The 22,644-nt window shown below is 71.4% G+C and carries 23 protein-coding genes; 13 read left to right on the forward strand and 10 right to left on the reverse strand.

The genetic code is table 11. The features are described 5' to 3' along the window. The first annotated feature begins 95 nt into the window (after positions 1-95). Positions 96-1,235, forward strand: a complete 1,140-nt coding sequence (locus tag ACIBI5_RS18485) for a thiolase C-terminal domain-containing protein (RefSeq protein ID WP_397248212.1) — start codon at positions 96-98, stop codon at positions 1,233-1,235. Beyond that, a complete protein-coding gene (locus ACIBI5_RS18490; RefSeq protein WP_397248214.1) occupies positions 1,236-1,625 on the forward strand; it encodes a Zn-ribbon domain-containing OB-fold protein in 390 nt (129 codons plus the stop codon). Here the strand turns inward: ACIBI5_RS18490 and ACIBI5_RS18495 are convergent. Beyond that, positions 1,615-3,231 (reverse strand): OmpA family protein, encoded by a 1,617-nt coding sequence (locus ACIBI5_RS18495; protein WP_397248216.1) that lies wholly within the window; start codon positions 3,229-3,231, stop codon positions 1,615-1,617. The two genes, ACIBI5_RS18490 and ACIBI5_RS18495, sit on opposite strands and share 11 nt — an antisense overlap. Before the next feature lie 944 nt (positions 3,232-4,175). Between ACIBI5_RS18495 and ACIBI5_RS18500 the strand changes: the two genes are divergently transcribed. Both ACIBI5_RS18500 and ACIBI5_RS18505 read left to right on the forward strand, forming a co-directional pair. Continuing rightward, positions 4,176-4,925 carry a GntR family transcriptional regulator gene (locus ACIBI5_RS18500; RefSeq protein WP_397098147.1) on the forward strand — a complete coding sequence of 250 codons (750 nt, stop codon included), beginning with the start codon at positions 4,176-4,178 and terminating at the stop codon, positions 4,923-4,925. A gap of 184 nt (positions 4,926-5,109) precedes the next feature. Beyond that, positions 5,110-5,712 carry a GNAT family N-acetyltransferase gene (locus ACIBI5_RS18505; RefSeq protein ID WP_397248218.1) on the forward strand — a complete coding sequence of 201 codons (603 nt, stop codon included), beginning with the start codon at positions 5,110-5,112 and terminating at the stop codon, positions 5,710-5,712. Between the two features lie 321 nt (positions 5,713-6,033). On the opposite strand, the gene ACIBI5_RS18510 is transcribed toward ACIBI5_RS18505, so the two are convergent. Both ACIBI5_RS18510 and ACIBI5_RS18515 read right to left on the reverse strand, forming a co-directional pair. Further along, positions 6,034-6,714, reverse strand: a complete 681-nt coding sequence (locus tag ACIBI5_RS18510) for a copper homeostasis protein CutC (RefSeq protein WP_397248220.1) — start codon at positions 6,712-6,714, stop codon at positions 6,034-6,036. A 106-nt stretch (positions 6,715-6,820) separates the two neighbouring features. After that, entirely contained in the window at positions 6,821-7,987 is a 1,167-nt protein-coding gene (locus ACIBI5_RS18515) for a DUF6986 family protein (RefSeq protein ID WP_397248222.1), read from the reverse strand. Positions 7,988-8,049: 62 nt separating this feature from the next. Here ACIBI5_RS18515 and ACIBI5_RS18520 point away from each other — a divergent pair, with 62 nt between their 5' ends. Together ACIBI5_RS18520 and ACIBI5_RS18525 are read left to right on the forward strand one after the other, a co-directional pair. Then, positions 8,050-8,991, forward strand: a complete 942-nt coding sequence (locus tag ACIBI5_RS18520) for a caspase domain-containing protein (RefSeq protein WP_397248223.1) — start codon at positions 8,050-8,052, stop codon at positions 8,989-8,991. A gap of 11 nt (positions 8,992-9,002) precedes the next feature. Next, positions 9,003-9,884, forward strand: coding sequence for a CPBP family intramembrane glutamic endopeptidase (locus tag ACIBI5_RS18525; protein WP_397248225.1), 882 nt, complete (start codon positions 9,003-9,005; stop codon positions 9,882-9,884). Here the strand turns inward: ACIBI5_RS18525 and ACIBI5_RS18530 are convergent. From ACIBI5_RS18530 to ACIBI5_RS18545, 4 genes are all read right to left on the reverse strand, one after another. Beyond that, positions 9,838-11,136 carry an FAD-dependent oxidoreductase gene (locus ACIBI5_RS18530; RefSeq protein ID WP_397248227.1) on the reverse strand — a complete coding sequence of 433 codons (1,299 nt, stop codon included), beginning with the start codon at positions 11,134-11,136 and terminating at the stop codon, positions 9,838-9,840. The two genes, ACIBI5_RS18525 and ACIBI5_RS18530, sit on opposite strands and share 47 nt — an antisense overlap. A gap of 255 nt (positions 11,137-11,391) precedes the next feature. After that, a complete protein-coding gene (locus ACIBI5_RS18535) occupies positions 11,392-12,951 on the reverse strand; it encodes an AMP-binding protein (protein ID WP_397248229.1) in 1,560 nt (519 codons plus the stop codon). Between the two features lie 9 nt (positions 12,952-12,960). Continuing rightward, complete coding sequence (locus ACIBI5_RS18540) at positions 12,961-14,007, reverse strand: hypothetical protein (protein ID WP_397248231.1); 1,047 nt, start codon at positions 14,005-14,007, stop codon at positions 12,961-12,963. 42 nt (positions 14,008-14,049) lie between these two features. Continuing rightward, positions 14,050-15,096, reverse strand: coding sequence for an LLM class flavin-dependent oxidoreductase (locus ACIBI5_RS18545; protein WP_397248233.1), 1,047 nt, complete (start codon positions 15,094-15,096; stop codon positions 14,050-14,052). A 174-nt stretch (positions 15,097-15,270) separates the two neighbouring features. Here ACIBI5_RS18545 and ACIBI5_RS18550 point away from each other — a divergent pair, with 174 nt between their 5' ends. Then, complete coding sequence (locus ACIBI5_RS18550; RefSeq protein WP_379635639.1) at positions 15,271-15,717, forward strand: hypothetical protein; 447 nt, start codon at positions 15,271-15,273, stop codon at positions 15,715-15,717. Here the strand turns inward: ACIBI5_RS18550 and ACIBI5_RS18555 are convergent. After that, positions 15,714-16,649, reverse strand: a complete 936-nt coding sequence (locus ACIBI5_RS18555; RefSeq protein WP_397248235.1) for an acyl-CoA dehydrogenase family protein — start codon at positions 16,647-16,649, stop codon at positions 15,714-15,716. The genes ACIBI5_RS18550 and ACIBI5_RS18555 overlap by 4 nt on opposite strands. 129 nt (positions 16,650-16,778) lie before the next feature. On the opposite strand from ACIBI5_RS18555, the gene ACIBI5_RS18560 reads away from it, so the two are divergent. The 3 genes from ACIBI5_RS18560 to ACIBI5_RS18570 all read left to right on the forward strand — a co-directional run bounded on the left by ACIBI5_RS18560 (position 16,779) and on the right by ACIBI5_RS18570 (position 19,544). Next, a complete protein-coding gene (locus ACIBI5_RS18560) occupies positions 16,779-17,429 on the forward strand; it encodes a hypothetical protein (protein WP_397248237.1) in 651 nt (216 codons plus the stop codon). 94 nt (positions 17,430-17,523) lie between these two features. Beyond that, positions 17,524-19,266, forward strand: a complete 1,743-nt coding sequence (locus tag ACIBI5_RS18565; protein WP_397248239.1) for a proline--tRNA ligase — start codon at positions 17,524-17,526, stop codon at positions 19,264-19,266. Positions 19,267-19,337: 71 nt separating this feature from the next. After that, the gene (locus ACIBI5_RS18570) at positions 19,338-19,544 is read left to right on the forward strand and encodes a DUF4236 domain-containing protein (protein ID WP_184967012.1); all 207 of its coding nucleotides are present in this window, start codon (positions 19,338-19,340) and stop codon (positions 19,542-19,544) included. A gap of 24 nt (positions 19,545-19,568) precedes the next feature. Here the strand turns inward: ACIBI5_RS18570 and ACIBI5_RS18575 are convergent, their stop codons facing one another. Then, positions 19,569-20,066 (reverse strand): ferritin-like domain-containing protein, encoded by a 498-nt coding sequence (locus ACIBI5_RS18575; RefSeq protein WP_397248241.1) that lies wholly within the window; start codon positions 20,064-20,066, stop codon positions 19,569-19,571. Then, positions 20,063-20,545 carry a hypothetical protein gene (locus ACIBI5_RS18580; protein WP_397248243.1) on the reverse strand — a complete coding sequence of 161 codons (483 nt, stop codon included), beginning with the start codon at positions 20,543-20,545 and terminating at the stop codon, positions 20,063-20,065. The genes ACIBI5_RS18575 and ACIBI5_RS18580 overlap by 4 nt, the downstream gene beginning before the upstream one ends. 220 nt (positions 20,546-20,765) lie before the next feature. On the opposite strand from ACIBI5_RS18580, the gene rimP reads away from it, so the two are divergent. The 3 genes from rimP to ACIBI5_RS18595 are packed head-to-tail and all read left to right on the forward strand — an operon-like array spanning position 20,766 to position 22,572. Next, entirely contained in the window at positions 20,766-21,257 is a 492-nt protein-coding gene (gene rimP / locus ACIBI5_RS18585) for a ribosome maturation factor RimP (protein WP_397248245.1), read from the forward strand. Between the two features lie 12 nt (positions 21,258-21,269). After that, positions 21,270-22,274: a transcription termination factor NusA gene (nusA, locus tag ACIBI5_RS18590; RefSeq protein ID WP_379618089.1), complete on the forward strand. Its 1,005-nt coding sequence runs from the start codon at positions 21,270-21,272 to the stop codon at positions 22,272-22,274. Further along, positions 22,258-22,572 (forward strand): YlxR family protein, encoded by a 315-nt coding sequence (locus ACIBI5_RS18595; RefSeq protein WP_397248247.1) that lies wholly within the window; start codon positions 22,258-22,260, stop codon positions 22,570-22,572. The genes nusA and ACIBI5_RS18595 overlap by 17 nt, the downstream gene beginning before the upstream one ends. Positions 22,573-22,644: the final 72 nt, after the last annotated feature.

The following is a 22,644-nucleotide window of genomic DNA, read 5'->3' on the forward strand; positions in this document are numbered from 1 at the left end:
ATGCTGAGACTAGCTTACCAAGCGCTTGCTTGGATGGGCAGAGCCTTTTCTGATCCCGTTGACACGCGGCGCGCGGCAAGCCTAGCTTCGGAAGCGTGGCCAAGCGCTTGCTCAACTTCACGGACCGCACCGCCGTCGTCGGCGTCGGCTACACCCCCTTCACCAAGAACTCCCAGGTCAGCACCCTCACTCTCGCCTGCCGCGCGATCATGGCCGCGCTGGCGGACGCCGGCCTGGACCCGTCCGACGTCGACGGCCTGGCCACCCACCGCGTCGGCGACTCGGCCCCGCCCTCGCTCGTCGGCCCGGCCCTCGGCCTCGACGACCCGTCCTGGTACCTGGACCAGTTCGGCGGCGGCAGCGTCTCCCACGCCGTCGCCGGCCAGGCCGCGCTCGCCGTGGCCGCCGGCCTGGCCGACACCGTCGTCTTCTACCGGGCCATCAACGCCCGCTCCGAGTTCCGCATGGGCCAGGCCGCCAACCCCAGCCCGGAGGTCCAGTACCAGGCCCCCTACGGCCTGACCGCCCCCGTCCAGCACTTCGCCCTCGCCGCCCGCGCCCACATGCTGCGGTACGGCACCACCGAGGAACACCTCGGGCGGATCGCCGTCCGCCAGCGCGCGCACGCCGCCAAGAACCCGCGCGCCCTCATGCGCACGCCCATCACCCTCGACGACTACCTCGCCAGCCGCTGGATCGCCGAGCCGTTCCGGCTGCTGGACTGCTGCCTGGAGACCGACGGGGCGTGCGCGCTGGTCATCACCACCGCGGAGCGGGCGCGGTCGCTGCGCCGTACCCCGGTGCTGATCTCGGCCGCCGCCTGGGGCGGCGGTCAGTCCTTCCTGTCCGGCGCGGACCCCACCGTCAGCGCCGCCGCGGCCCTCGCCCCCCGCCTGTACGGCCAGGCCGGCCTCACCCCGGCCGACATCGACCTCGCCCAGCTCTACGACTGCTTCACCTATTCGGTGCTGGTCCAGCTGGAGGACTACGGCTTCTGCTCCAAGGGCGACGGCGGCCCCTTCGCTGCCTCCGGCGAGGGCCCGCCGGTGAACACCCACGGCGGCTTCCTGTCGGAGGGTTACGTCCACGGGATCAACCACATCGCCGAGGCCGTCTCCCAGCTGCGCGGCGAGGCCGGGGACCGGCAGGTGCCCGGGGCCCGGGTGGCGCTGTCGACCTCCCAGCCGGGCTACATCCTCCCCGCCACCTCCGCCCTGATCCTGAGGAGCCCCTGAATGCCCGCGCAAACCAGGCCCACGCCCGACCGGGACTCGCGGGAGTGGTGGGAGCGGGTGGCCACGGGGGAGTTCGCCGTCCAGGAGTGCGACGGGTGCGGGCTGCGGCGCTTCCCCGCGCGGGCCTTCTGCGCCCGGTGCCGGGGCGAGGGACGTCGCTGGGTGGCGGTCCGGCCCGTCGGGACGGTGGAGAGCTGGGTGGTCAGCCACCGGCCCTTCGGCCAGGGCGAGATCGTGGTCGTGGTCCGCCTGGACGAGGCGCCGGACGCCGTGGTGCACGGCTCGTGGGAAGGGGCCGGCGAACCCGAGGGCGGATCGCGGGTGAGCGCGGTGTTCACGGCCGTGGACGACGCCCTCACCCTGGTCGGCTGGCGGATGATCACGGAGTGATGGGAACGCTGGGGGACGGCCCGTTGGCCACCCGGAGCGTGAGGGACGTGCGGTCGCCCGGCGGGGCCGGGTAGTACACGTAGGCGCGGCTCTTCTCGCCGGTCTGCAACGCGGGGACGTGGTTCTCGACGAACTCGGTGGACATCTTCAGCGGGTGGTAGCGCGCCTTGGTGGCCGGGTCCTCCAGCGTGAACGCGCCGAAGCCGGCCGCCGCCGAGAACTCGTGCTCCCACCCGGAGAACGGCGCGGGCGCCGGCACGAACACCACGTTGGTCCGCACGGCCGTGACGTCGAAGGTCGCCACCAGATAGGCACCGTCGCGATAGAGCGGCAGCACCTCGACCTTGAGCTGATCGTCCTTGTTGGTGAACGTCCAGGTGAAGTCGGCCACCGGCGCGCCCGGATCCGGCCGGAACGGCGCGTTCCGGCCGGTGGGGCCGCGTACCTCGCCGGCCGAGGGGCCCGTGGTGGCGGTCACGTCCGGGGCCTGCTGCTTGATCGTGTAGGAGATCTCCACGCGCCGGTTGCGTGCCCGGCCCCCGGGGTTGTCGCCGCCGTCCGGCTTGTCGTTCTTGGCGATCGGGGCACTCTCGCCCTTGCCCTCGGTCACGTACCGGTAGCCGACGCCGAGCTTGGCCGCCAGATACTCCTTGACCGCCTGGGCCCGCCGGACCGACAACGTCTGGTTGTACGCGTCCTCGCCCTTGGTGTCGGTGTGGCCGACGATCGTGACCGGCGGCCTGGCCGGATCGGCGCGCCTGCGGGTCTCCTCGGCGACCTCGTCCAGCACGGCGGCGGCCCTGGCGCCGAGCGTGGCCTGGTCGAAGGCGAACAGCACGTCGGTGCGCAGGCCGATCGTCTCCTTGGCGCCCTCCTGCAGAGTGGTCTTCTTCGGCGTCTCGACGAGCTCGCGCACGTCGGAGACGCCGGACCAGAGGTCGCCCTCGGGCAGCACGACCGGCCACTGGAACACCTCACCCGCCTTGGGCCTCCCGGAAGCGCCGCGCTCGCGGGCGACGGGCTCGCGCGCGGTATCGGCGACGGGGATCCCGGTCATCGGCCCCATCGGCAGATCAGGCACGACGGAGACGGCCCCGACCCCGGGCGGCAGCAAGGGGAAGTACACCTCGACCGGATACCGCACTCCCGGCACGAAGTCCTCGGGAAACCCGTTGCCCTTCATGGTGTGCCGCGTCCCGAACGCGTCGTCATCGCTCTTGGCCCGCAGCGTGAAGTACACCTTCCCGCCCACCGGATCGAACAGCCGGAACCGCGCGAAGTCGCTGGGCACACTCCCGTACCCGAAATCACCCTTGGTGTTCCGGTTGGCGGTGGTCATGATCTCCATGCGCAGCACGGTGAGCTTGGGCGTCCGCTCCACACCCTTGATGTCGATCGTGAACGGCTCCGCCGAGTAGAACCCCACCATCCCCTCGGTCACATACCCGGGTGAGGAAGACGCGCTGGGAGCGGGTGACGTGGTCACGCCGGGCGAGGGCGGCGACGGATCGGCCCGCCGAACGGGCTCACCCGTGGACCCGCACCCGCAGACCAGCACGGCCACGGCCACGGCCAGTGATCCGGATGCTCGAAGAGGGACTCGCATGCCGCCAGACCTTTGTAGACAGTCCTTGCAACCCACTTACCGTCCAACCGAAACCGCCTGTCAAGCCCGGCCTCGTGGCCCCCCGGTATATCAGGTCCCGGTCGACGGCGCGGGCGTAACGGCGGCCCGCCCCGCACGCTGGACGACCGTGCCCCTGGACGGGGCCCGGCCACGGTCGGCGGGTGGGGGTGGGGCGGCTTGCCGTAACGGATCGTGGGGGTGAGAGAAGCCAGCACGGGCGAGAGGGCCGCGCGCATGAGAAGGCCCGTACGAAGGGGAAGGTCCGCACGGGCGAGGGGGCTCGCGTGAAGGGAAGGTTCGCACGAGGAAGGCGCTCTACAGGAGAACGCACCCTGGCGGGCGTGGGGGACCCGCCAGGGTGCGTTTCCTTTCTCCGACGCGGGCGGCGCCAGGACTCCGGCGAGGGATGGAGTCCTAGGCCGAGTGTTCGCGTGCGGAGTCGGTGGGGGAGTGCTCTGCTGGAGAACACTCCGAGGGAGAGGACTGTGGTCGCCGACGGCGGTCGGCGATCCGTTGTGCTGCGCCAACCGGGTCGTCGATGGGGTGGCTGACTTCGACGCCCTCCTCATGCCAGACAAAGAACTCGTCTCTGCACCACACGGTCAACTCGGTTAGCACGGACAGCACGGACATACCGTTCCCGTTGCTCTGGTAGGTGTGGGTGAACCCCTGGCGATGCAACGCGTAACGCAGTAAACGTGTTGCCTCACGGGGATCGTGCCAGGGCGGGTAGCTTCGCAAGCTCGCTTGCTTCGCAAACGGCGCACCCGCGCGGACCGGCAACACCGGCCCTCACCCCCTCACCGGCCTTTCGATGGATTTGTACCAACGAATGGATGATGCGGCTGTCAAGGCCGTTCGGTCAAGGGGTTGTGGCCTGCTAGAACCAGATCGTCTAAATTGTTGGAACAAAAGGGGTGAAAGTGGCAAGACCGTCGCTGTATCAGCAGGTGGCTTCGGAGCTTCGCAGAGCCATCTACTCCGGCGACTACGGCCCCGGGGCGCAGCTGCCGACCGAGGAGGAGCTCCGCGCGCGCCACGGCGTCAGCCGTAACACGGTCAGGCTCGCAGTCGCGGAACTGGTCAACGAAGGCCTCGTCACGCGCGCTCCCCGGCGCGGCACGATCGTCAGAGAACGACGCGCCCTGCTGATGCATCCGCAACGCGAACTGGAGCCGCAACCCACGGGAGTTCCCCGGGAGGCCTTCGCGTACGCCGTCAGCCAGGAAGGCCGCCAGCCCTCCCAGCTCATCGAAGTGTTGACGGTCCAACCGGCTGAGGACATCGCCAGCAGGCTGGAGCTCGACGACGGAAAACTGGCAGTGGTACGGCGGCGCCTGCGTTTCGTCGACGGCCAGCCCTACAACACCAACGATTCCTATTTCCCGCATGACCTGGTCGCCGAGTCCGAGATCGCCAGGCCGGGCGACATCGGACGCGGCGCGAACCGGGTACTCGAGGAACTCGGGCACGCGCAGATCCGCGTGGTCGACGACATCTGGGCCAGGATGCCCAACCAGGCGGAGGTCGAACGGCTCCAGTTGGAGCTGGGGACGCCGGTCGTCGTGTATGTCCGAGTCGGCTACGACCGGGAGGACGCGCCGGTCCGTGTCGCGGTGTCGGTGCTTCCCGCCGACAAGCACTTGATCAGATACGAGCTCGGCAGCCGCTGATCGAGCTCGGTTGGGGGTGATCCCAACGGCCGCGCGCAGCGAGATCTGACTTCGCTGGGCGGGGGAGTGGTGCATGCTCCCCTAAATCGTAATTTATCCAGACATATCCGTTTAGCTGCCGCGTGCCGTGAAGTGCACACGAGATGTGTTCTCCCGGACACCCAGCGCAACGAAGGGTAGACCCATGCACTCGAACACCCTCCTTCACCCGCTCACCCTGCGCCGAGCCGTACCCGCTGACCTGGGCGGAGTCCTCACCCTGCTCGCCGACACCGCCGACTGGCTCCACTCCCGGGGGATCCGCCAGTGGCCCCGAGGCGGATTCGGCCCCGAGCGCATCGCGCCCCTCATCGACTCCCACGTCCTCTACCTCGTCGACGACGAACTGCGCTACCTCGACTTCGACGAAGCCGCGCCGCCCGTCGCCACCATCGCCCTCGACAGCCAGGCCGACCCCGAGTTCTGGACCCCGGCCGACCGCCCCCGCGCCGCCCTCTACGTCCACAAACTGGCGGTGGCCCGCCCCTGGTCGGGCAGCGGACTCGGCGACGCCCTCCTGGACTGGGCCGGCGCCACCACGCACGCCGTCGGCCTGCCCTGGCTCCGCCTGGACTGCGCCAAGTCCAACCCCGGCCTGCAGGAGTACTACCGCAAGCGCGGCTTCCGTCACCTGCGCACCGTCGACCTCCCGCACCGCGCGTCCGGCGCCCTGTTCCAGCGCCTGACCCGCCCCGCGCTGTCCACGGCCTTCCGCGACCTGACTGTGCCGCACCTGCTGAGTGCCTAGCGTTTGCTAGAGGCGTCCTGATGCGGGCGTCCTGACGGCCCGCTCGCGCTCGTTCGTGCCTTCTCGCGCCTCCCCGTTACGGCGAAGCCGCGCCCACCCCCTCGCCGTAACGGGCGGGCCTCCGTCCCGGCCGCTCGTGAAGGCTCGCGCACATCCCGCCGCGACGAGCGCCCCCTGGGCCACCCGGCGGCGCCGAGGCAAACCCCGGGGTCCAAACCCGACGATCAGGGGCCTGCACGGGCCTGTCCCGGGGCCGGGGAGGGCTGCCCGGGTCGGCCGGGGCGTGCCACCGGCGGACCCTCGGGCCCGGGGCGGTGAGATCTAGTCGCGGTCGATCAGGGAGCGCCAGCGGGCGACGAGTGACGGGTCGACCGGTTCGGTCCAGGACGTGCGGACCGCGCTGCCCACGTGGAAGGCGCGGATGCCGTAGTCGAGCAGGGCCCGCACGTGCGGCGGCTTCAGGCCGCCCCCGGCGAGGATGAGCCCCGCGTCGCCCGCCTCGCACCGGGCCTTGAGCACCGGCAGCCCGTCGCCCACCCCGGACGGCGAGCCGGAGGTGAGCACGGTGGCCAGGTTCGGCAGCAGCCGGACGGCGCGCCAGCTCGCGGAGGTGTCGGCGGCGTAGTCGACCGCGCGGTGGAAGGTCCACGGCAGCGGCGACACCGCGTGGATCATGGCTTCGGTGGCGGCCAGGTCGACGACGCCGTCGGCGTCGAGGAACCCGAACACGAATCCGGCGGCACCGGCCTGGGCCAGCGCCTTGGCGTCGTTCCTGAGCCGGTCGAGCGCTTCGGCGTCGGCCGTGAACCCGGGCTCGCCGCGCAGCATCACCATCTGGGGGAGCGCGCACTCGGCGGCGATGGCGGCGACCGTCTCCGGCGCTGGGGTGAGCCCGTCGGCGGCCATGTCGGCGACGACCTCAAGGCGGTCGGCGCCACCACGTTCGGCGGCCACGGCGTCGCGCACATTCAGCGCGATCACCTCAAGGAGGGATCCGGTCATGGATCTGAGGCTATATGGTGCGCTACCCGTCCACTGCACCCGATTCCCTGACAATCCAGACAGCCCACGGACAACCCTCCAGTCAAGGTTGCCCTACAGCGCCGGTTCAGGCGGGGTTTCCGGGGAACTCCCCCAATGCGGACCGGGCCCGCGAAAGTGCCGTCACGAGAGTTTTGACGGTGGCCGGTTCGTCCATGACGCCCTCCACCTGCCGCTGCTGCTCCCAGGCCGCCACCCGGGCCGCGTAGCCCTCGTACGTGGCCAGGTGGAAGGCGTAGACGGTGGCGAACCTGCTCACCAGGTGCGACGGGTGCATGTCCCAGCCCTGGTAGAAGCCGTGGGCCAGCGAATGGCGTACCAGCTCGGCGTGCCGGCGCCACAGCGCGTGCACGTCGGCCGTCGCGGACGACGCGGGGGCGGCGGCCAGCGAGCCGTCCGACAGCTCGACCCCGGTGCCCGCGAACGCCGTCTGCATCACGTGCCTGGCGTGGTCGCAGGCCGGGTGGTCCAGGCGCTGCTCGTGCGGCGGCAGCCCGATCGCGGCGGTGTAGTCGAAGACGCCGAAGTGCGCCGCGGCCAGCCGGCCGCCGGCCAGGTCGGCGCGCAGGAACGGTAGCGTCTGCGGCGCCTCCACCTGGATCTCGAAGCGCAGCGGGCCGAGCCCGAGCCCTTTCTCCAGATCCTCCAGGAAGGCGGTGAACTGGCCGAGGTAGTTCTCCATCAGGACCTTGGGGAACGTCAGCGCGAACCCCGGTGGAAGGGCGCCGATCCGGGCCACGACCTCGGTCAGGAAACCGTCCAGCGTGCGGACCGAGCGCTCCGGGTCGGCGTCGGCGAACGACTTCACCCGCAGGCCCCACCTGCGCGGCAGCCGTCCCTCCTCGTGCGTCGCCGCCACCGCGGCGGCGGCCTGCTCGACGTGGCCGTCCTCGTCGTCGGGACGCACGCCGTAGCCGTCCTCGAAGTCGATGCGCAGGTCCTCGACCGGCTCGGCGGCCAGCTTCTCCAGCAGCCGCCGGTGCACGCCGGGAGCCAGGTCCTCGCTCACCCCGAACACCTCGGCCAGCTCGCCGGGACCCGGCAGGTGGGTCTCGATCAGTTCCAGCGCCTGCCCGCCCCACGTCGCGACCGTGTCGGCCGAGAAACGGTCGGCCGGAACATAGACCGTGTGCACCGGCTGCCAGCCGGCCGGGGTCATCGGGTATCGGCTCTGCTGCAGCCGGTACTCCTCCGCGAACCCGGTGATCGGCCGATGCCCAACGGTGACACGCATGTTCTCCTCCGGAAACGCGGCGCTGGCAAGCTCGCCGAGCATCTCACAGCTTGGGAGGTCCCATGCCGGCAGCCCGCGAGGCGCTGATGATCGTGACCGCCACCCAGTCCGACCCCGGGATGGCCCAATTACGGTCGCCCGCGAGCGATACGGACGCGCTCGGCGAGGCCCTGCTCGCGGGCTTCGCCCTGCGGAAACTGGTCGACGGCACCCAGGGCGAGGTGCTGGCCGAGATCACCGCCTTCCTGGGCGACCGCGAGCCCGACGACGTGCTGCTGCTCTACATCGCCTGCCACGCCGTCGCCACCCCCGGCGGCCTGCTGCTGACCACCTCGGCGACCGGCCGCGACGACCCGGCCGCGACCTCGGTGCCGGTCGCCGCCGTCGCGCGGGAGCTGGCCGGGACCGCCGCCGGGCACACCGTGGTCGTCCTCGACTGCTGCTTCAGCGGCGCCGGGCGATTCCCGATCGACCTGTCCGGCCTCTCCGCGCCCGCCCAGGTCTTCCTCAGCGCCACCGACCGTGTCGAGTACGTCCTGGACCAGGGCATGATCCGCGGCAGGGGCGCGCACTCCAAGCTGACCCCCGCCCTGGCTGAGACCCTGCGCGGCGGCCGCCCGGTCACCGCGGCCCGCCTCGCCGGGCTCCCCGCCGCCGTCACCGAGATCCGCGAGCCCGGCCTGGTCCTCGCCCTCGCCGGCAGCGCGACCGGACCCGCCCCGGGAGCGGCCCGTGAGCCCGCGCCCGTGGCCGAGCGGCCGAAGCGCACCGTGGGCGACTGGGCCGTCCGCGTCCTCTACTGGGGCCTCGTGATCGTCGGCCTGTCGATGCTCGCGATGCTGGCCTCGGGCTGGTTCGCCTGGCGCATCTGGCAGCCGGGCGTGCCCGGTGACGCCCTGGACGTCCTCGCCCTGATCTTCGTCGCGGGGCTCGTGGTGGTCGCCGCCGGAGCACTGGTGGCCGTTGTCGCGTACGTCGCCCGCCGGCGGCGTTCCAGGAAGTAAGGTTCCTGACCGTGACGGACAATCCGCTCTTCGCTCTGGCCACCTCGGGCAAGCGGCGCACCCATCCGATCCTCGCCCTCGTCGTCGCCGTGGCCGCGATCCTGCTGGGCGGGCTCATCGGGGCGATCGTCCTGACGTTCACCGGCCTGCCCGCCGACCCGGCGCTGCGCATGCTGGTGAACCTGGTCACCGGCTTCGCGCCGGTCGCGCTGCTGATCTGGCTGTGGATCGGCCTGTTCGAGGAACGCGGCTTCCGCACACTCGGGTTCACCCGCGAGCACGCCGCCTGGCGCTCCGCCCGCGGCCTGCTGACCGGCGTCCTGTCCTTCGGCCTGGTCACCGCCATCCTCGTCGTGCCGGGCTTCACGCTGACCGAGAACGTGCCGCAGGGCGTGGCGGCGATCGGCCCGGCGATCCTGGTGTTCGCCGGCTGGGTCGTGCAGGGCTCCACCGAGGAGATCGTCACCCGCGGCTTCCTGCTGCCGGTGGTCGGCGCGCGCTACGGGGCCGTGGTGGGCGTCGGCCTGTCCTCGATGCTCTTCGCCGCCCTCCACCTGCTCAATCCCGGCGTCAACGCGCTCAGCCTGGTCAACCTGGTGCTCGTCGGCGTGCTCCTCGGCCTGTACGCGCTGTGGGAGGGCGCGCTCTGGGGCGTGTGCCTGTGGCACGCGGCGTGGAACTGGGCCCAGGGCAACGTCTTCGGCTTCGAGGTCAGCGGCACCGGCACCGGCATGATGGCGATCGTCGACCTGAAGGAGAACGGCCCCGACGTGGTCACCGGAGGCTTGTTCGGGCCCGAGGGCGGCGTGGCGACCACGCTCGTGCTCGCCCTCGGGATCGCCGTGCTCAGCCTTGGACTGCGTCGCGCATCGCGTCAAGCCCGACCAGCTTGACCCGCTCGCCCCGGCCCAGCGTCCTGGCCAGTGCCTCCTCGGCGGCCTCGATGCGCAGCCAGTGCTCGTAGGTGACCGGCTCGACGCCGCGCGAGCGCAGCAGGTCCTCGACTGAGGCGGGCCGTACCCTGTCGTGGCCGGCGAGGTCGGCCAGCAGCGTGCGGACGGTCTCGGCGGCGTCGGACTTGTTGGTGCCGATCACCCCGGTGGGGCCGCGCTTGAGCCAGCCCGCCACGTACTCGCGCTCGCGCACGCGGCCCGCCTCGTTCGGGACCGTCATCGAGCCCGTGTCGAACGGCACGCCGGGCAGCGGCACGCTCTGGTAGCCGACCGAGCGCAGCACCATGCCGACCGGCAGCGTCTCGTACACGCCGGTGCCGACGACGCGGCCGTCCTCCAGGCGGGTGCGCTCCAGCTTGAGTCCCTCGACCCGGTCGGTGCCGAGGATCTCCACCGGGCGCAGCCAGAACCGCACGTCCAGGCGGCGCGGGCGGCCGACGGGGGCGCGGGCCGCCCATGACTGCAGCACGTCGATGTTGCCGCGGATCTGGCGCGGGAAGTCGGCGCCGAGCACGACGGCCTCGTCGGGGCGTACGCACACGTCGGCGTTGGCCAGCTCGCCCAGCTCGCGCAGCTCCTTGAGCGTGAACTTGGCGTGCTCGGGACCGCGCCTGCCGATCATGTGGATGGCTTTGACCTGGCTGTCGGCCAGGCGTTCGAGCACGTCGTGGGGGACGTCGGTGGCGGCCAGCTCCTCCGCCGTCTTGGCCAGGACGCGCACCACGTCGACGGCCACGTTGCCGACGCCGATCACGGCGATCTCGGGGCTGTCGAGCACGAAGCGGCCGGGGTCGACGTCGGGGTGGCCGCAGTACCAGTTGACGAAGTCGGTGGCGGCCACGCTGCCGGGCAAATCCTCGCCGGGGATGCCCATGCGCCGGTCGACCATGGCGCCGGTGGCGTAGACGACGGCGTCGTAGCTCGCCAGGAGATCCTCGACGGACAGGTGCTCGCCGAGGGTGACGCCGCCGAGGAAGCGCACCTGGGGGAGTTCGAGCACTTTGCGCAGGTAGTTGGCGATGGACTTGATCGAGGTGTGGTCGGGGGCGACCCCGTAGCGGACCAGCCCGTACGGCGTGGGCAGCCGTTCGAGCACGTCGACCTCGACTGGTTCGGCCGACTGCTTGACCAGCGCCTCCGCCGTGTAGATGCCCGCCGGGCCCGACCCGACTACCGCCACGCGCAACGACACGCCTGCCTCCTCAGGAGCGGGGGACACGTCCTAGTAGGTGCGATCGGCCAACCTCAACGAGGTATCCCCGGTCGCTCGTGCGTACGAACCCATCTTTCGCGAACACCCGCAATTCCGGCAGAGTCCGGGCATGATCCCGAGCGCGGCCTCGGTGTCAACGTAGCGGTTGCGACGGATCCGCGCACCGCCCTGAGGCAGGCGGTGCGGTTCCACCCTAATCCGCGAAAGACCGGCCAGCGCGGCTAAAACCGCAGGTCAGGAAATATCCCCTGCGGCCATCCGGCGGAGGGCGATCTTGTCGGTCTTGCCGTTCGGGTTGGCGGGCAGCTCCTCCACCACGATCACCCGCTTCGGCACCTTGAAGTTGGACATGTTCTCGCGCGCCCACGCCCGCAGCGCCTCGCCGTCCACCCGCGCACCGGAACGCGGCACCACGAACGCCCAGCCCGCCTCGCCCGAGTCGTCGTCCGGCACCCCGACCACCGCGGCCTGGGCCAGCGACCCCTCCCGCAGCAGCAGCGCCTCGACCTCGGCGGGCGAGACGTTGAAGCCGTTGACGATGAACAGCTCCTTCTTCCTGTCCACGATGCTGAGGTTGCCCGCCTCGTCCAGCACGCCGACGTCGCCGGTGCGCAGCCAGCCGTCGGCGTCGATCGCCTCCGCCGTCCTGCCGGGCTCGCCCCAGTAGCCGCGCATCACCCCGTACCCGCGCTGCAGGACCTCGCCCCGCTCCCCGGGCGGCACCTCCTCGCCCGCCAGGTCGACGATCTTCACCTCGATCCCCGGCACCGCCCGCCCGGTGGTCGTCGCGATCACCTCGATCGGGTCGCCGGCCCGCGTCATGGACACGACCGTGCCCTCCATGAGCCCATAGGCGTTGATCATGCGTTCCAGGCCCACCCGCTCAACCAGCCGCGTGATCAGCGGCGCCGGGACCGACGCCGCCCCGCAGATCGCCACCCGCAGCGACGAGACGTCCCAGTCGCGCCGGTCGAGCTCGTCCAGCAGCCGGGCGAACAACGTGGGCGGACCCGCCAGGATGCTCACCTTTCCCGATTCCACCAGCGCCATCAGGGCATCGGGGGTGAACACCCCGACCGGCATCATCGTCGCCCGGCGCAGGACGCAGGCGATCAGCCCGGCGTTGAGCCCGAAGCCGTGGTTGAACGGCGCGATCACCGGATAGCGGTCGTCCGGGCCCAGGGTGACGATCTCGGCCCAGTCCCAGTAGCCGCGCAAAACCTGGGCGTGGTCGAGCATGACGCCCTTGGGGGTGCCGGTGGTGCCGGACGTGGACATGATCTCGCACAGGTCGTCCGGTTTCACCGCCAGCGCCCTGGCCTCGACGTCGCCCTCGCCGATCTCCACGAGCTCGGAGGCGGTCAGCGTGGCGGCCCGCCGTACCCCGTCGGGGACGATCACGTGGCGCAGGTCCGGCAGGGGCGACAGCAGGTCGGCCAGGACGGCGCCGCCCGCGCCAGGACCGGTGACCAGCACCTCCGCGCCCGTCCTCGCGATGATCTCCGCGGCCTCGAACCCCTTGTACCGGGAGGAGAGCGGCACGATCACCGCGCCCGCGTCCCAGACGCCGAAGGCGTGCGCCACCCACGCGGCGTCGTTGATCCCCCACACCGCCACGCGGTCGCCGGGCCCGACGCCAAGCGCCATCAGCCCGCGCGCCACCGCGGCGGCCTGTTCGCGCAGCTCGCGCAGGGTGAGGCGGACCGGCCCCTCCACCACGAGGGTGTCCGGATACGCCGAGGCCTGCGCGCGCAGCATGCGGGGGAGCGTCCCCCAGCCGGGCACACTCTCCATCGCGCCTCCTCAGCCGGCCAGGCTGCGATCGCGGCCCAGGTGATGGCCGCGCAGGTCCTCCACGACACCGGGCGTGACGGCCTCCGACACCTCGGGCGCCACCTCCACCCCGATCTGCACCGGCGTCAGCCCGTGGACGGCCTGCCGGATGCGTGACTTCCACATCGGGTTCTCGACCAGGCTCGCCCGGTTGAAGACGACCGTCAGCACGGCGGCGTCCAGCGTGCCCTGGCGGCTGACCGTCAGCTTCCAGCCCGACACCCCGTCCACCTTGGCCAGCGCCTTCTGGATCCGGAGCAGCGAGACCCACACCCCGCGCACGAGCACGTGCTCGCCGACCGTGTGCGCGGGCGCGAGCCCGCCCCGCGACACCTGCCCGGTACGCAGCACCGCGTCACCCAGCGTCGCGTGCCCGCGCGGCGTGATCACCACCTCGGCCGGTTCGCCCGCCCCGGGATCGAGCGCGTCCTTGCCCAGCGCCGCCAGCCCGACCAGCCCCTCGGCCAGCGGCACAAAAGGCTCCTCCTCCGCGGTACGGCAGGCCAGCGCGGCCCCGGTGAACGGGCTCGCGTACACCTCGGTCACCGCGGCGTCGAACTCCTTGGCCAGATACGCCATCGTCCGCTTGGCGGCGTTCTCACCCGTCAGCACGATCGTGCGCAGCCCCAGATCCAGCGGGTCGAGCAGAAACTCCAGGTGCAGGCGGGCCAGGAAGTCCATGGCCCCGGTCGGCGTCGCCACCAGCGCAGTGGCCCCGACCGAGGTGAGCGCGTGGTGCAGCCGCATCCGCCCCCGGGGCCCGACCGAGGCGGCGGCCTGCGCGACGTCCGCCGCCGCGCCCGCCCACAGCGCGCCGGCCGGTTCGGCCAGCGCCACCACCACGCGGTCCCGCGCGCCGACGCCCGCGCCCTTGAGCGCCGCCCCGGTCATCGCGGCGGCGTCCGCGCGGTCCTCCGGCCCGAGCGGGAACACGCTCGCCGCGTCCGGCGAGACCACCAGCAGCCCGGACGCCGTCCGCCCGGCGGCGCCCAGGTCGTCACGTGTGAGCCATCGCATCGAAGGCCACCCCCATCCCTTCCCTGAGACCTTCGCGGCGCATCAGCGCACCACCTCGGTCATGAACGTGCGCATCGACTCCGTGACCAGCGGATGCGCCAGCCCGCCCACCTGGCACTGCAGGATCAGGTCGGTGGCGCCGGCCTCGGCGATGCGCGCGACCGCCTTGCGTGAGCCCTCCACGTCGTCCACCACGACCATGAGGTGCTCGCGCAGCGTCGCCATGGCCTCATCGGGCGGCATGCCGGCCGCGAGCTGTCCCAGTACGCGGTGGGTGGCGTGGCGGGCGTCGTAGTAGTCGGGCGGCGTGACCAGGTTGACCTGGCGCCGGATGTACCAGAGCACGGCGTCGGCCGCCTCGTCCCGCGCCTGGCCCACGTACCAGGGGATCATCAGCGCCACCCGCCGGCTGGCGGGGTCGAACCCATGGTCGGCCAGGCACTCCCGATATTTCGCGATGTCGGCGGCGACGTCGTCGATGCCCTTCAGCATCGTCATCCCGAGCAGGTTGTAGCCGTGCTTGGCGGCCGCCAGATAGCCCTCCAGGGACGTGGACGCCACCCACACCCTCGGATACGGCTCCTGGACCGGCCGCGGGTACACGGACACGTCCGGAATCTCGAAGAACTCGTTCGACCGGCTGACCGGTTCGCCGTCCGCCCGCCAGATGGCCAGCGTGGCCTCCAGGGAGTCCTCCCAGATCTGCCGCGACTTCTCGAACGGCTTCTGGAACGCCTGGTACTCCAGCGGCGAGGCGCCGCGGCCGGTCCCGAACTCCACCCGGCCGCCGCTCAGGACGTCGAGGGTGGCCACGCGCTCCGCCGTACGGATGGGCGACTGGAAGGGCAGCAGCACCACGCCCAGCCCCAGGTGGATCCGCTCGGTGCGCTGAGAGATCGCGGCCAGCACCAGATCCGGCGCGGAGGAGTGGGAGAAACCCCTGGTGAAGTGGTGTTCGACGAACCAGGCCGTGTCGAAGCCCAGTTGATCCCCCAGGACCACCTGGTCGATCACATTCCGGAACGCCTGCTGCTCGACCTCGCGGGTACGCCCGCGAACCTCCAGTTCGTAACCGAGGCTGATCCGCATCCATCCTCCAAGTAAACCAAGCGCTCGCTTGGTAGAGACTATCAGGGCGGCTGTCCGGCGGGAAGTGCGGCTGCGCGTCCGGGGCTTGCGGGATACGTGGTACGACGATCAGAGTGGGTGATCGTGAGGCGAAAGCACGCGCTGCGGCGGCAGAAAGATGGCACGCTCCCAGACATGAGGGGTTTCCGCCGGACTCGGTCGAGCGACGACGAGCTTTCCAGCGCGCGCCGCTACGAGGCGTTCGGCCGGGTCATGGCGGTCCTGGCCACCAAGGCGGACTTCATCGAGGCGTGCCGTGACCTCACCTGGTGGCGGGGCGCCGACCACAGCTGGCACATCGAGTGGCGCGACGGCCCCTACGCCGCCGAGGTGGCCGCGCTGCTCGCCGAGCACGTGCGAGACCCCGACTTCGACGGCAGCCTGGTCACGGCGGCCGGTCCCGGCAGCGACGCCTCGGCCGTCCTGGACGTCATGGGCGTCCGTTTCGAACTCCACGCCGTCGACCCCATGGGCTCGGCCCGCGTGCACGTGCGCCCCGGCTTCTGGCGCCTGGCCGAGGCCCTGGACACCACTCGCCGCACCAACGCCCGCCAGCCCTGGGAAGAACTCCTCGGCGGTTAGCCGCCGAACACGTGCGCGGCCAGTTCCCCGCGATGTCCCAGCGGGGTGCCGAAGAGCTGGGCGTCGGAGGTGGCGCGCTTGAGATGGCGGTGGGCGTCGTGCTCCCAGGTGATCCCGATCCCGCCGTGGACCTGGATGTTCTCCCCGGCGGCCCGCAGATAGGCCTCTCCGCAGTAGGACCCGGCGACCGCGGCGTTCACCGCCGACTCGTGCGCGGCCAGCGCCGCCGACCCGGCCGACTCCACCAGCAGCGCCACGTCGGCCAGCTTGTGCTTGATCGCCTGGAACGACCCGATCGGCCGCCCGAACTGCCGCCGCTGCTTCGCGTACTCCACCGACGCCTCCAGGCACCGCTCCGCCCCGCCCGCCTGCTCGGCGGCGAGCGCCGCGACGCCGAGCGTGCGCACCGCGTCCTGGTGCCGGTCGGCGCCCAGGACGGTGGCGGGCGTCCGTTCGAAGACGAGCCTGGTCAGGGGCCGCGTGAGGTCCATGGTCCGGTACGGCTCCCGCACCGCCGGCCGGGCCTCGACCAGGCGCCCGCCGGCGTAGACGAGCACCAGATCCCCGTCCAGGACGTAGGGCGCCTCACCGGTCAGCAGCCCGTCCTCCAGCGACAGCTCCGAGCCGAACACGACGGTCGCGCTCATCGCGCCCTCGGCCAGAGGCGGGAGCAGGCGTGCGCGGGTCGCCGCGTCCCCGTCGAGCCTGAGCGCCGCCACCGCCAGCACCGCCGTCTGCAGGAACGGCTGCGCCGACAGCGCCCGCCCCACCTCCCACGCCACGGCCGCGACCTCCGCTGGCCCGCCGCCCGCGCCGCCGTACTCCTCGGGCACGGCCAGGCCCGCGACGCCGAGCTCCCGCGCGAAGTCCGCCCACGACGCGGACGGGCGGCGGGACAGGTACGACCGGACGGTGTCACGCAGCAGATCCATGCTCCAAGACTAACCAAGCACTTGCTTCGCCGTTAGCTTCGGTTGACCGAATTTTGCCTTTTCTGTAAGTCCGCATACTGTGAGTAATGGCCGCCTTTAGTGGTTACTGGGGGAAAGGGTGGCCTGGGAATGGAGATGGAGAAGAAGACGAGCGCCGTCGACTATGCCGACTTCGCCGAGTACGACCGGCGACAGCGCGGCATCGAACGCCACGTTCTCGCGGCCTTCCTCGGGGGGCTGGCCGTCGGCCTCCTCGGCATGTTCGTCGTCGACAACGCGCCCGCCCTGCTCGCCGACGTGTACGACCCGTACGTCTACCTCGCGCTGACCATCGCGCTCGGCGCCACGAGCACCGGGTTCGGATGGGCGCTGCTGACCACGTTCCTGGCGACCGTCTCGTCGCTGGTGGCCGCCATGGGCGGCAGCGCGCTCCAGGGCCGCTTCAACATCGACGTCGTGGGCGGCGGGCCCGTCGCGCTGAACGTGCTGCTCGTGCTGCTCGTGGGCCTCGGCATGCTCGGCTACCTCACCCGCAGGAGCGACCTCTGGGGCGACCTGGCCGCCGGCGGCATCGGCGCCCTGGTGCTGGCCGACGTCATCGACCGGGCGACGCCCGGGTTCCTCGACACCGAGGCCACGTTCTGGCCGGTCCCGGCCGTGGTCGTCGGCGTGCTGACCGTCATGGCCGTGCTGTGGCTGCGCCGTACCACCGTGGGACGGCTGCGCGCGCTGGGGGTCACCGCCGTGCTGGCGGGGCTCTTCGCGTTGTTCGTGACCTGAGTGTGAAGGCGCCGAGGCGGCAAGCCCGCGCGGCGCGGCCCCCCGAGTCGATAGCCTGTAGTCCTTCACATCCGGGTTCGAGCAAGGAGTAGCCGTGTTGCTGCGCATGTCGTCGTTGTTTCTTCGCACCCTGCGGGACGACCCGGCAGACGCGGAAGTCCCGAGCCACAAGCTCCTGGTCCGCGCCGGCTACGTCCGCCGCGTCGCCCCCGGCATCTACTCCTGGCTGCCCCTGGGCATGCACGTGCTCAAGAACGTCGAGTCGGTCGTCCGCGACGAGATGAACAAGATGGGCGGGCAGGAAGTCCTCTTCCCCGCCCTGCTGCCCAGGGAGTACTACGAGGCCACCGGCCGCTGGACCGAGTACGGCGACACGCTCTTCCGTCTCAAGGACCGCAAGGGCGCCGACTACCTGCTCGGCCCCACCCACGAGGAGCTCTTCGCCGACATGGTGAAGGGCGAGTACGCCTCCTACAAGGACTACCCGGTCACGCTCTACCAGATCCAGACGAAGTACCGCGACGAGGCCCGCCCCCGCGCCGGCATCCTGCGCGGCAGGGAGTTCCTCATGAAGGACTCCTACAGCTTCGACCTCGACGACGACGGCCTCAAGCGCTCCTATGAGCAGCACCGCGAGGCCTACATCAAGCTGTTCGACCGGCTCGGCATCCGCTACAAGATCGTCTTCGCCACCTCCGGCGCCATGGGCGGCTCGGCCTCCGAGGAGTTCCTGGCCCCCACGCCCACCGGCGAGGACACCTTCGTCGCCTGCCACTCCTGCGGCTACGCCGCCAACGCCGAGGCCGTCACCACCCCCGCGCCCGCCGCGCGCCCGGTGGCGGAGGCCGGCGCCCAGCAGGTGCTCGACACCCCGGACACCCCCACGATCGAGACCCTCGTCGACCACGTCAACACGGTCCACGGCCTGTCGATCACCGCCGCCGACACCCTCAAGAACATCGTCGTCAAGATCACCACGCCCGGCTCCGACAAGGCCGAGACGCTCATCGTCGGCATCCCCGGCGACCGCGAGGTCGACTTCAAGCGCCTGGAGGCCGCGCTGGCCCCCGGCGAGCCGGCGATCTTCGAGGCCGAGGACTTCGCCAAGCACCCCGGCCTGGTCCGCGGCTACATCGGCCCGCAGGTCCTGAAGGACCTCGGCATCCGCTACCTGGTCGACCCCCGCGTCGTCACCGGCACCGCCTGGGTCACCGGCGCCAACGAGCCCGGCAAGCACGCCGTCAACGTCGTGGCCGGCCGCGACTTCACCCCCGACGGCACCATCGAGGCCGCCGAGGTACGCGCCGGCGACGCCTGCCCGCGCTGCGGCGGCGAGCTGTCGATCGACCGCGGCATCGAGATCGGCCACATCTTCCAGCTCGGCCGCAAGTACGCCGACGCCGCCGGCCTCGACGCCCTCGGCCCCGACGGCAAGCCCATCCGCATCACCATGGGCTCCTACGGCGTCGGCGTCTCCCGCGCCGTCGCCGTCATCGCCGAGCAGGCCCACGACCAGCTCGGCCTGGTCTGGCCGCGCGAGGTGGCCCCCGCCGACGTGCACATCGTCGGCACCGGCAAGGAGAACCAGATCGAGGTCGCCCTGCAGCTGGCCGAAGAACTGACCGCCAAGGGCCTGCGCGTCCTGGTCGACGACCGGGCGGGGGTGTCGCCGGGCGTCAAGTTCAAGGACGCCGAGCTGCTGGGCATGCCGACGATCCTGGTGATCGGCCGCGGCCTGTCCTCCGGTGTGGCGGAACTGCGCGACCGCGCCTCCGGCACCAAGGAGGAGATCCCCCTCGACGAGGCGGCCGCCCGCATCCTCGCCGCCTGCTCCTGACCGCCACGCCCCGGAACTCTCCTCACCCGGTCGCTCGTTATCAGGGCGTAACCGATCCCGAGGAGAGTTCCATGGGCTGGCACTACCGGAAGTCCATCAAGGTAGGCCCCTTCCGCATCAACCTTTCGCGCCACGGTGTCGGCCACAGCTTCGGCAACCGCCGCTTCCACATCCAGACGACCCCTGACGGGCGCCGCCACCTTTCCGTCCGACTGCCCGGCGGGCTGCACGTGACCAAGACCCTGGGGCGCGGCCGTACCCGCCACTACCGCTACTGACCGAGGCGGATTCTCTGCCCTGTGTCAGCCTGGGCTGGTGGTGGGGGAGGGGGCCGGCTTCGGTGGGGCGGGCATGCCGGGGAACGCCGGCGTCGCGGGGCGGAAGCCGTAGGAGCGGGTCACCGACTCCTGCATGGCCAGGGCCGCGTACCGGCGCAGGGCCGCGTCCTCGCAGGCGGCCAGTTCCAGGTAGGTCGCGGTGATGCCCTGTTCCACGTGCACCGCCAGGCGGATCGCCTCCGTGGCGTTGCCGGGCGTCACGGGCAGCGCGTAGGAGGGCTCCGGCTCGGCCGGGCGGCCCCGGCGGGCGGTGATGAGGCCCCGTAGCTGGTCGCGGCGGGCCCGGTGGCCGTCGAACGCCGACGTCACCCTGGCCCGCAGCGCGCCGGTCGTCCTGGCTCCGATCAGGCCGTAGGCGTAGACCGCCGCGTGCTCGGCCGCCAGTGCCTTGCGGAGGCGTTCCAGATCGGTGGCGGCTCCCCGGCGCCGCTCGGCGCCGGATGCCTCTGCGGAGGCGGTCATAGGGACCTCGGCAGCGACAGGACGTGCAGGGCCTCGCAGGCGCCGATGCTGGCGATCAGCTGGGAGAGGGCGGGTGAGGCGTCGGCGAGCTGGCGCGGGCGCAGGGCGGCCGCCTTACGCTCCACGTCGCGCAGCCGCGTCAGGGAGACCTTCGGCGGAGGCGACGGCGGCGCGGTCGGCGGGTTGGTGGGAAGCTTGGCCGCGTCGGGGAAGCGGCGGCGCAGCTCGGCGAGGTGGGCCCGGTGGCGCTCGCGGAAGGGCGCCAGCTTCTCGCCGCCGGCGGTGATCAGCGTGGTGTAGAGGCCGATCGTGCGCTCCTTGTCGGCGATCAGCTCGCGCGCCAGGACGTGCTCGGGGTCCTCCGGCTTGGGGGTCGTGGCCTCCGGGGCGCCCGAGCCGCTGCACCCCGCCAGGGCCGCGGCACCGGCGAGACTCGCCCCGCCCGCGAGAACGGCACGGCGGGACAGTGGACGGCGCACGGGTGAGACCTCCGGGAAACAGGACGCAGACAGCATCGTACGGGCTCGCGCCCGCGATCGCTGCCACCGGCGGCTCGCCACCCGAGCGTGCCGAGTGGCGCTCTTTTCGGGCCCTGGTACGGATAGGGTGTCAACTGTCGTCGCTGGCAGTGCTGCCATGGACGCCGACAGCCGACGGCGAGGTACGCCCGGCTGGAACATGACAATAGGGGAGGTCGATATGGGCAGCGCATCATCCCGCGACCACCTGATGAAGCTCCTGGAGCCCGTCGTCGCCGCGGAGGGTCTCGATCTGGAGGACGTCACGGTCACCACGGCCGGCAAGCGCCGGTTGCTGCGCGTGGTCGTCGACCGCGACGGCGGCGTGAGCCTGGACGACGTGGCGGAGGTGAGCCAGGCCGTCTCCACCGCCCTCGACGAGGACGATGCGATGGGCGGATCCGCCTACACGCTCGAAGTGTCCTCTCCAGGCGTCGACCGGCCGCTGACGGAGCCGCGCCACTGGCGCCGCGCGGCCAAGCGGCTGGTGAAGGCGGAGCTGCGCGACGGCTCCGTCCTGGAGGGCCGGGTGCTGACCGCCGACGACGCCGGCGTCGACCTCTCCGTCGACGGCGCTGAGCGCCGGCTCGACTATCAGGACCTCACCCGCGGACGGGTGCAGGTGGAATTCCGCCGTCTGGACGACGAAGACCCAGACGGCGAAGAAGGCTAAGGGGGAAGCCTCGTGGACATCGACATGAGCGTCCTGCGCAGCCTGGAGCGGGAGAAGGACATCTCCTTCGACCTGGTGGTCAAGGCGATCGAGGACGCGCTGCTGATCGCCTACTTCCGCACCGACGGCGCGGCCCAGAAGGCGCGGGCCGAACTCGACCGGCAGACCGGCCACGTCAGCATCTGGGCGGCCGAGCTCGACGAGGAGGGTGAGGTCGTCCGGGAGTTCGACGACACCCCGGGCAACTTCAGCCGCATCGCGGCGACGACCGCCAAGCAGGTGATCCTGCAGCAATTGCGCGACGCCGAGGACGAGATCAACTTCGGCGAGTTCGCCAGCCGGGAGGGCGAGCTGGTCTCCGGCGTCATCCAGCAGGGCAAGGATCCCCGCGTCGTGCTGGTCGACCTCGGCAAGATCGAGGCCGTGCTCCCGCACAACGAGCAGGTCCCGGGCGAGGACTACGTGCACGGCGAGCGCATCCGCGCCTACGTCGTGCAGGTGAAGAAGGGGCACAAGGGGCCGTCGGTCTCGCTGTCGCGTACGCACCCCGGGCTGGTGAAGAAGCTGTTCGCGCTGGAGGTGCCCGAGATCGCCGACGGCACGGTGGAGATCGCCGCCGTGGCCAGGGAGGCGGGGCACCGTACCAAGATCGCGGTGCGCTCGCGCAAGCCGGGCGTCAACGCCAAGGGCGCCTGCATCGGGCCGATGGGCTCGCGGGTGCGCAACGTGATGACCGAACTCCACGGCGAGAAGATCGACATCATCGACTGGTCGGAGGACCCCGCGGAGTTCGTGGGGAATGCCCTGTCGCCGGCCCGTGTTTCCAACGTCGAGGTTCTGGATCTCCAGGGGAGGGTCGCGCGCGTCATCGTGCCCGACTACCAGCTCTCACTGGCCATCGGCAAGGAAGGGCAGAACGCCCGGCTCGCCGCCCGCCTCACGGGATGGCGGATCGACATCCGCTCCGACGCACAGGCAGAGGATGCCGCCGGTTCCGTAGATGCGTCAACACGGTAAGCTGGAATATGGTGGCCTGGCAGCCCCGCAGAGAACATGTGTGGGCTGCAGGGTTCGCACGGCTAAGTCCGAGCTGCTCCGATTGGTGCTGGTTGAGGATCGCATAGTCCCCGACCTGCGAGGACGGCTTCCCGGCCGGGGTGCATCGCTGCATCCCGACCCGAGCTGTCTGGAGCTTGCCGAGCGTCGCCGAGCGTTTCCGCGCGCGTTTCGCGTGCCGGGGCCGCTTGACGTCTCGCGTGTGCGGGCGCACCTGGAAGAGGAGAACCACGAAATGTCATGTAGGACGCCGAGTTGATGGGCGGAGTCAGATTGCTATGAGCGCCTGATGAGCACGCGGCGATGAAGACGTCAAGGTAGCGACGGTCCG

It is taken from the genome of Nonomuraea sp. NPDC050540, assembly GCF_044457485.1.
Lineage (GTDB): Bacteria > Actinomycetota > Actinomycetes > Streptosporangiales > Streptosporangiaceae > Nonomuraea.

Bases quoted from the DNA above. Each gene is read 5' to 3' on its own strand.
- ACIBI5_RS18540 (WP_397248231.1), bottom strand. From the start codon at position 14,007: ATGCGATGGCTCACACGTGACGACCTGGGCGCCGCCGGGCGGACGGCG.
- ACIBI5_RS18520 (WP_397248223.1), top strand. From the start codon at position 8,050: ATGCCGGCAGCCCGCGAGGCGCTGATGATCGTGACCGCCACCCAGTCC.
- rimP (WP_397248245.1), top strand. From the start codon at position 20,766: ATGGGCAGCGCATCATCCCGCGACCACCTGATGAAGCTCCTGGAGCCC.
- ACIBI5_RS18490 (WP_397248214.1), top strand. From the start codon at position 1,236: ATGCCCGCGCAAACCAGGCCCACGCCCGACCGGGACTCGCGGGAGTGG.
- ACIBI5_RS18510 (WP_397248220.1), bottom strand. From the start codon at position 6,714: ATGACCGGATCCCTCCTTGAGGTGATCGCGCTGAATGTGCGCGACGCC.
- ACIBI5_RS18505 (WP_397248218.1), top strand. From the start codon at position 5,110: ATGCACTCGAACACCCTCCTTCACCCGCTCACCCTGCGCCGAGCCGTA.
- ACIBI5_RS18560 (WP_397248237.1), top strand. From the start codon at position 16,779: ATGGAGATGGAGAAGAAGACGAGCGCCGTCGACTATGCCGACTTCGCC.
- ACIBI5_RS18570 (WP_184967012.1), top strand. From the start codon at position 19,338: ATGGGCTGGCACTACCGGAAGTCCATCAAGGTAGGCCCCTTCCGCATC.
- ACIBI5_RS18495 (WP_397248216.1), bottom strand. From the start codon at position 3,231: ATGCGAGTCCCTCTTCGAGCATCCGGATCACTGGCCGTGGCCGTGGCC.
- ACIBI5_RS18515 (WP_397248222.1), bottom strand. From the start codon at position 7,987: ATGCGTGTCACCGTTGGGCATCGGCCGATCACCGGGTTCGCGGAGGAG.
- ACIBI5_RS18555 (WP_397248235.1), bottom strand. From the start codon at position 16,649: ATGGATCTGCTGCGTGACACCGTCCGGTCGTACCTGTCCCGCCGCCCG.
- ACIBI5_RS18575 (WP_397248241.1), bottom strand. From the start codon at position 20,066: ATGACCGCCTCCGCAGAGGCATCCGGCGCCGAGCGGCGCCGGGGAGCC.
- ACIBI5_RS18535 (WP_397248229.1), bottom strand. From the start codon at position 12,951: ATGGAGAGTGTGCCCGGCTGGGGGACGCTCCCCCGCATGCTGCGCGCG.
- ACIBI5_RS18595 (WP_397248247.1), top strand. From the start codon at position 22,258: ATGCGTCAACACGGTAAGCTGGAATATGGTGGCCTGGCAGCCCCGCAG.
- ACIBI5_RS18545 (WP_397248233.1), bottom strand. From the start codon at position 15,096: ATGCGGATCAGCCTCGGTTACGAACTGGAGGTTCGCGGGCGTACCCGC.
- ACIBI5_RS18550 (WP_379635639.1), top strand. From the start codon at position 15,271: ATGAGGGGTTTCCGCCGGACTCGGTCGAGCGACGACGAGCTTTCCAGC.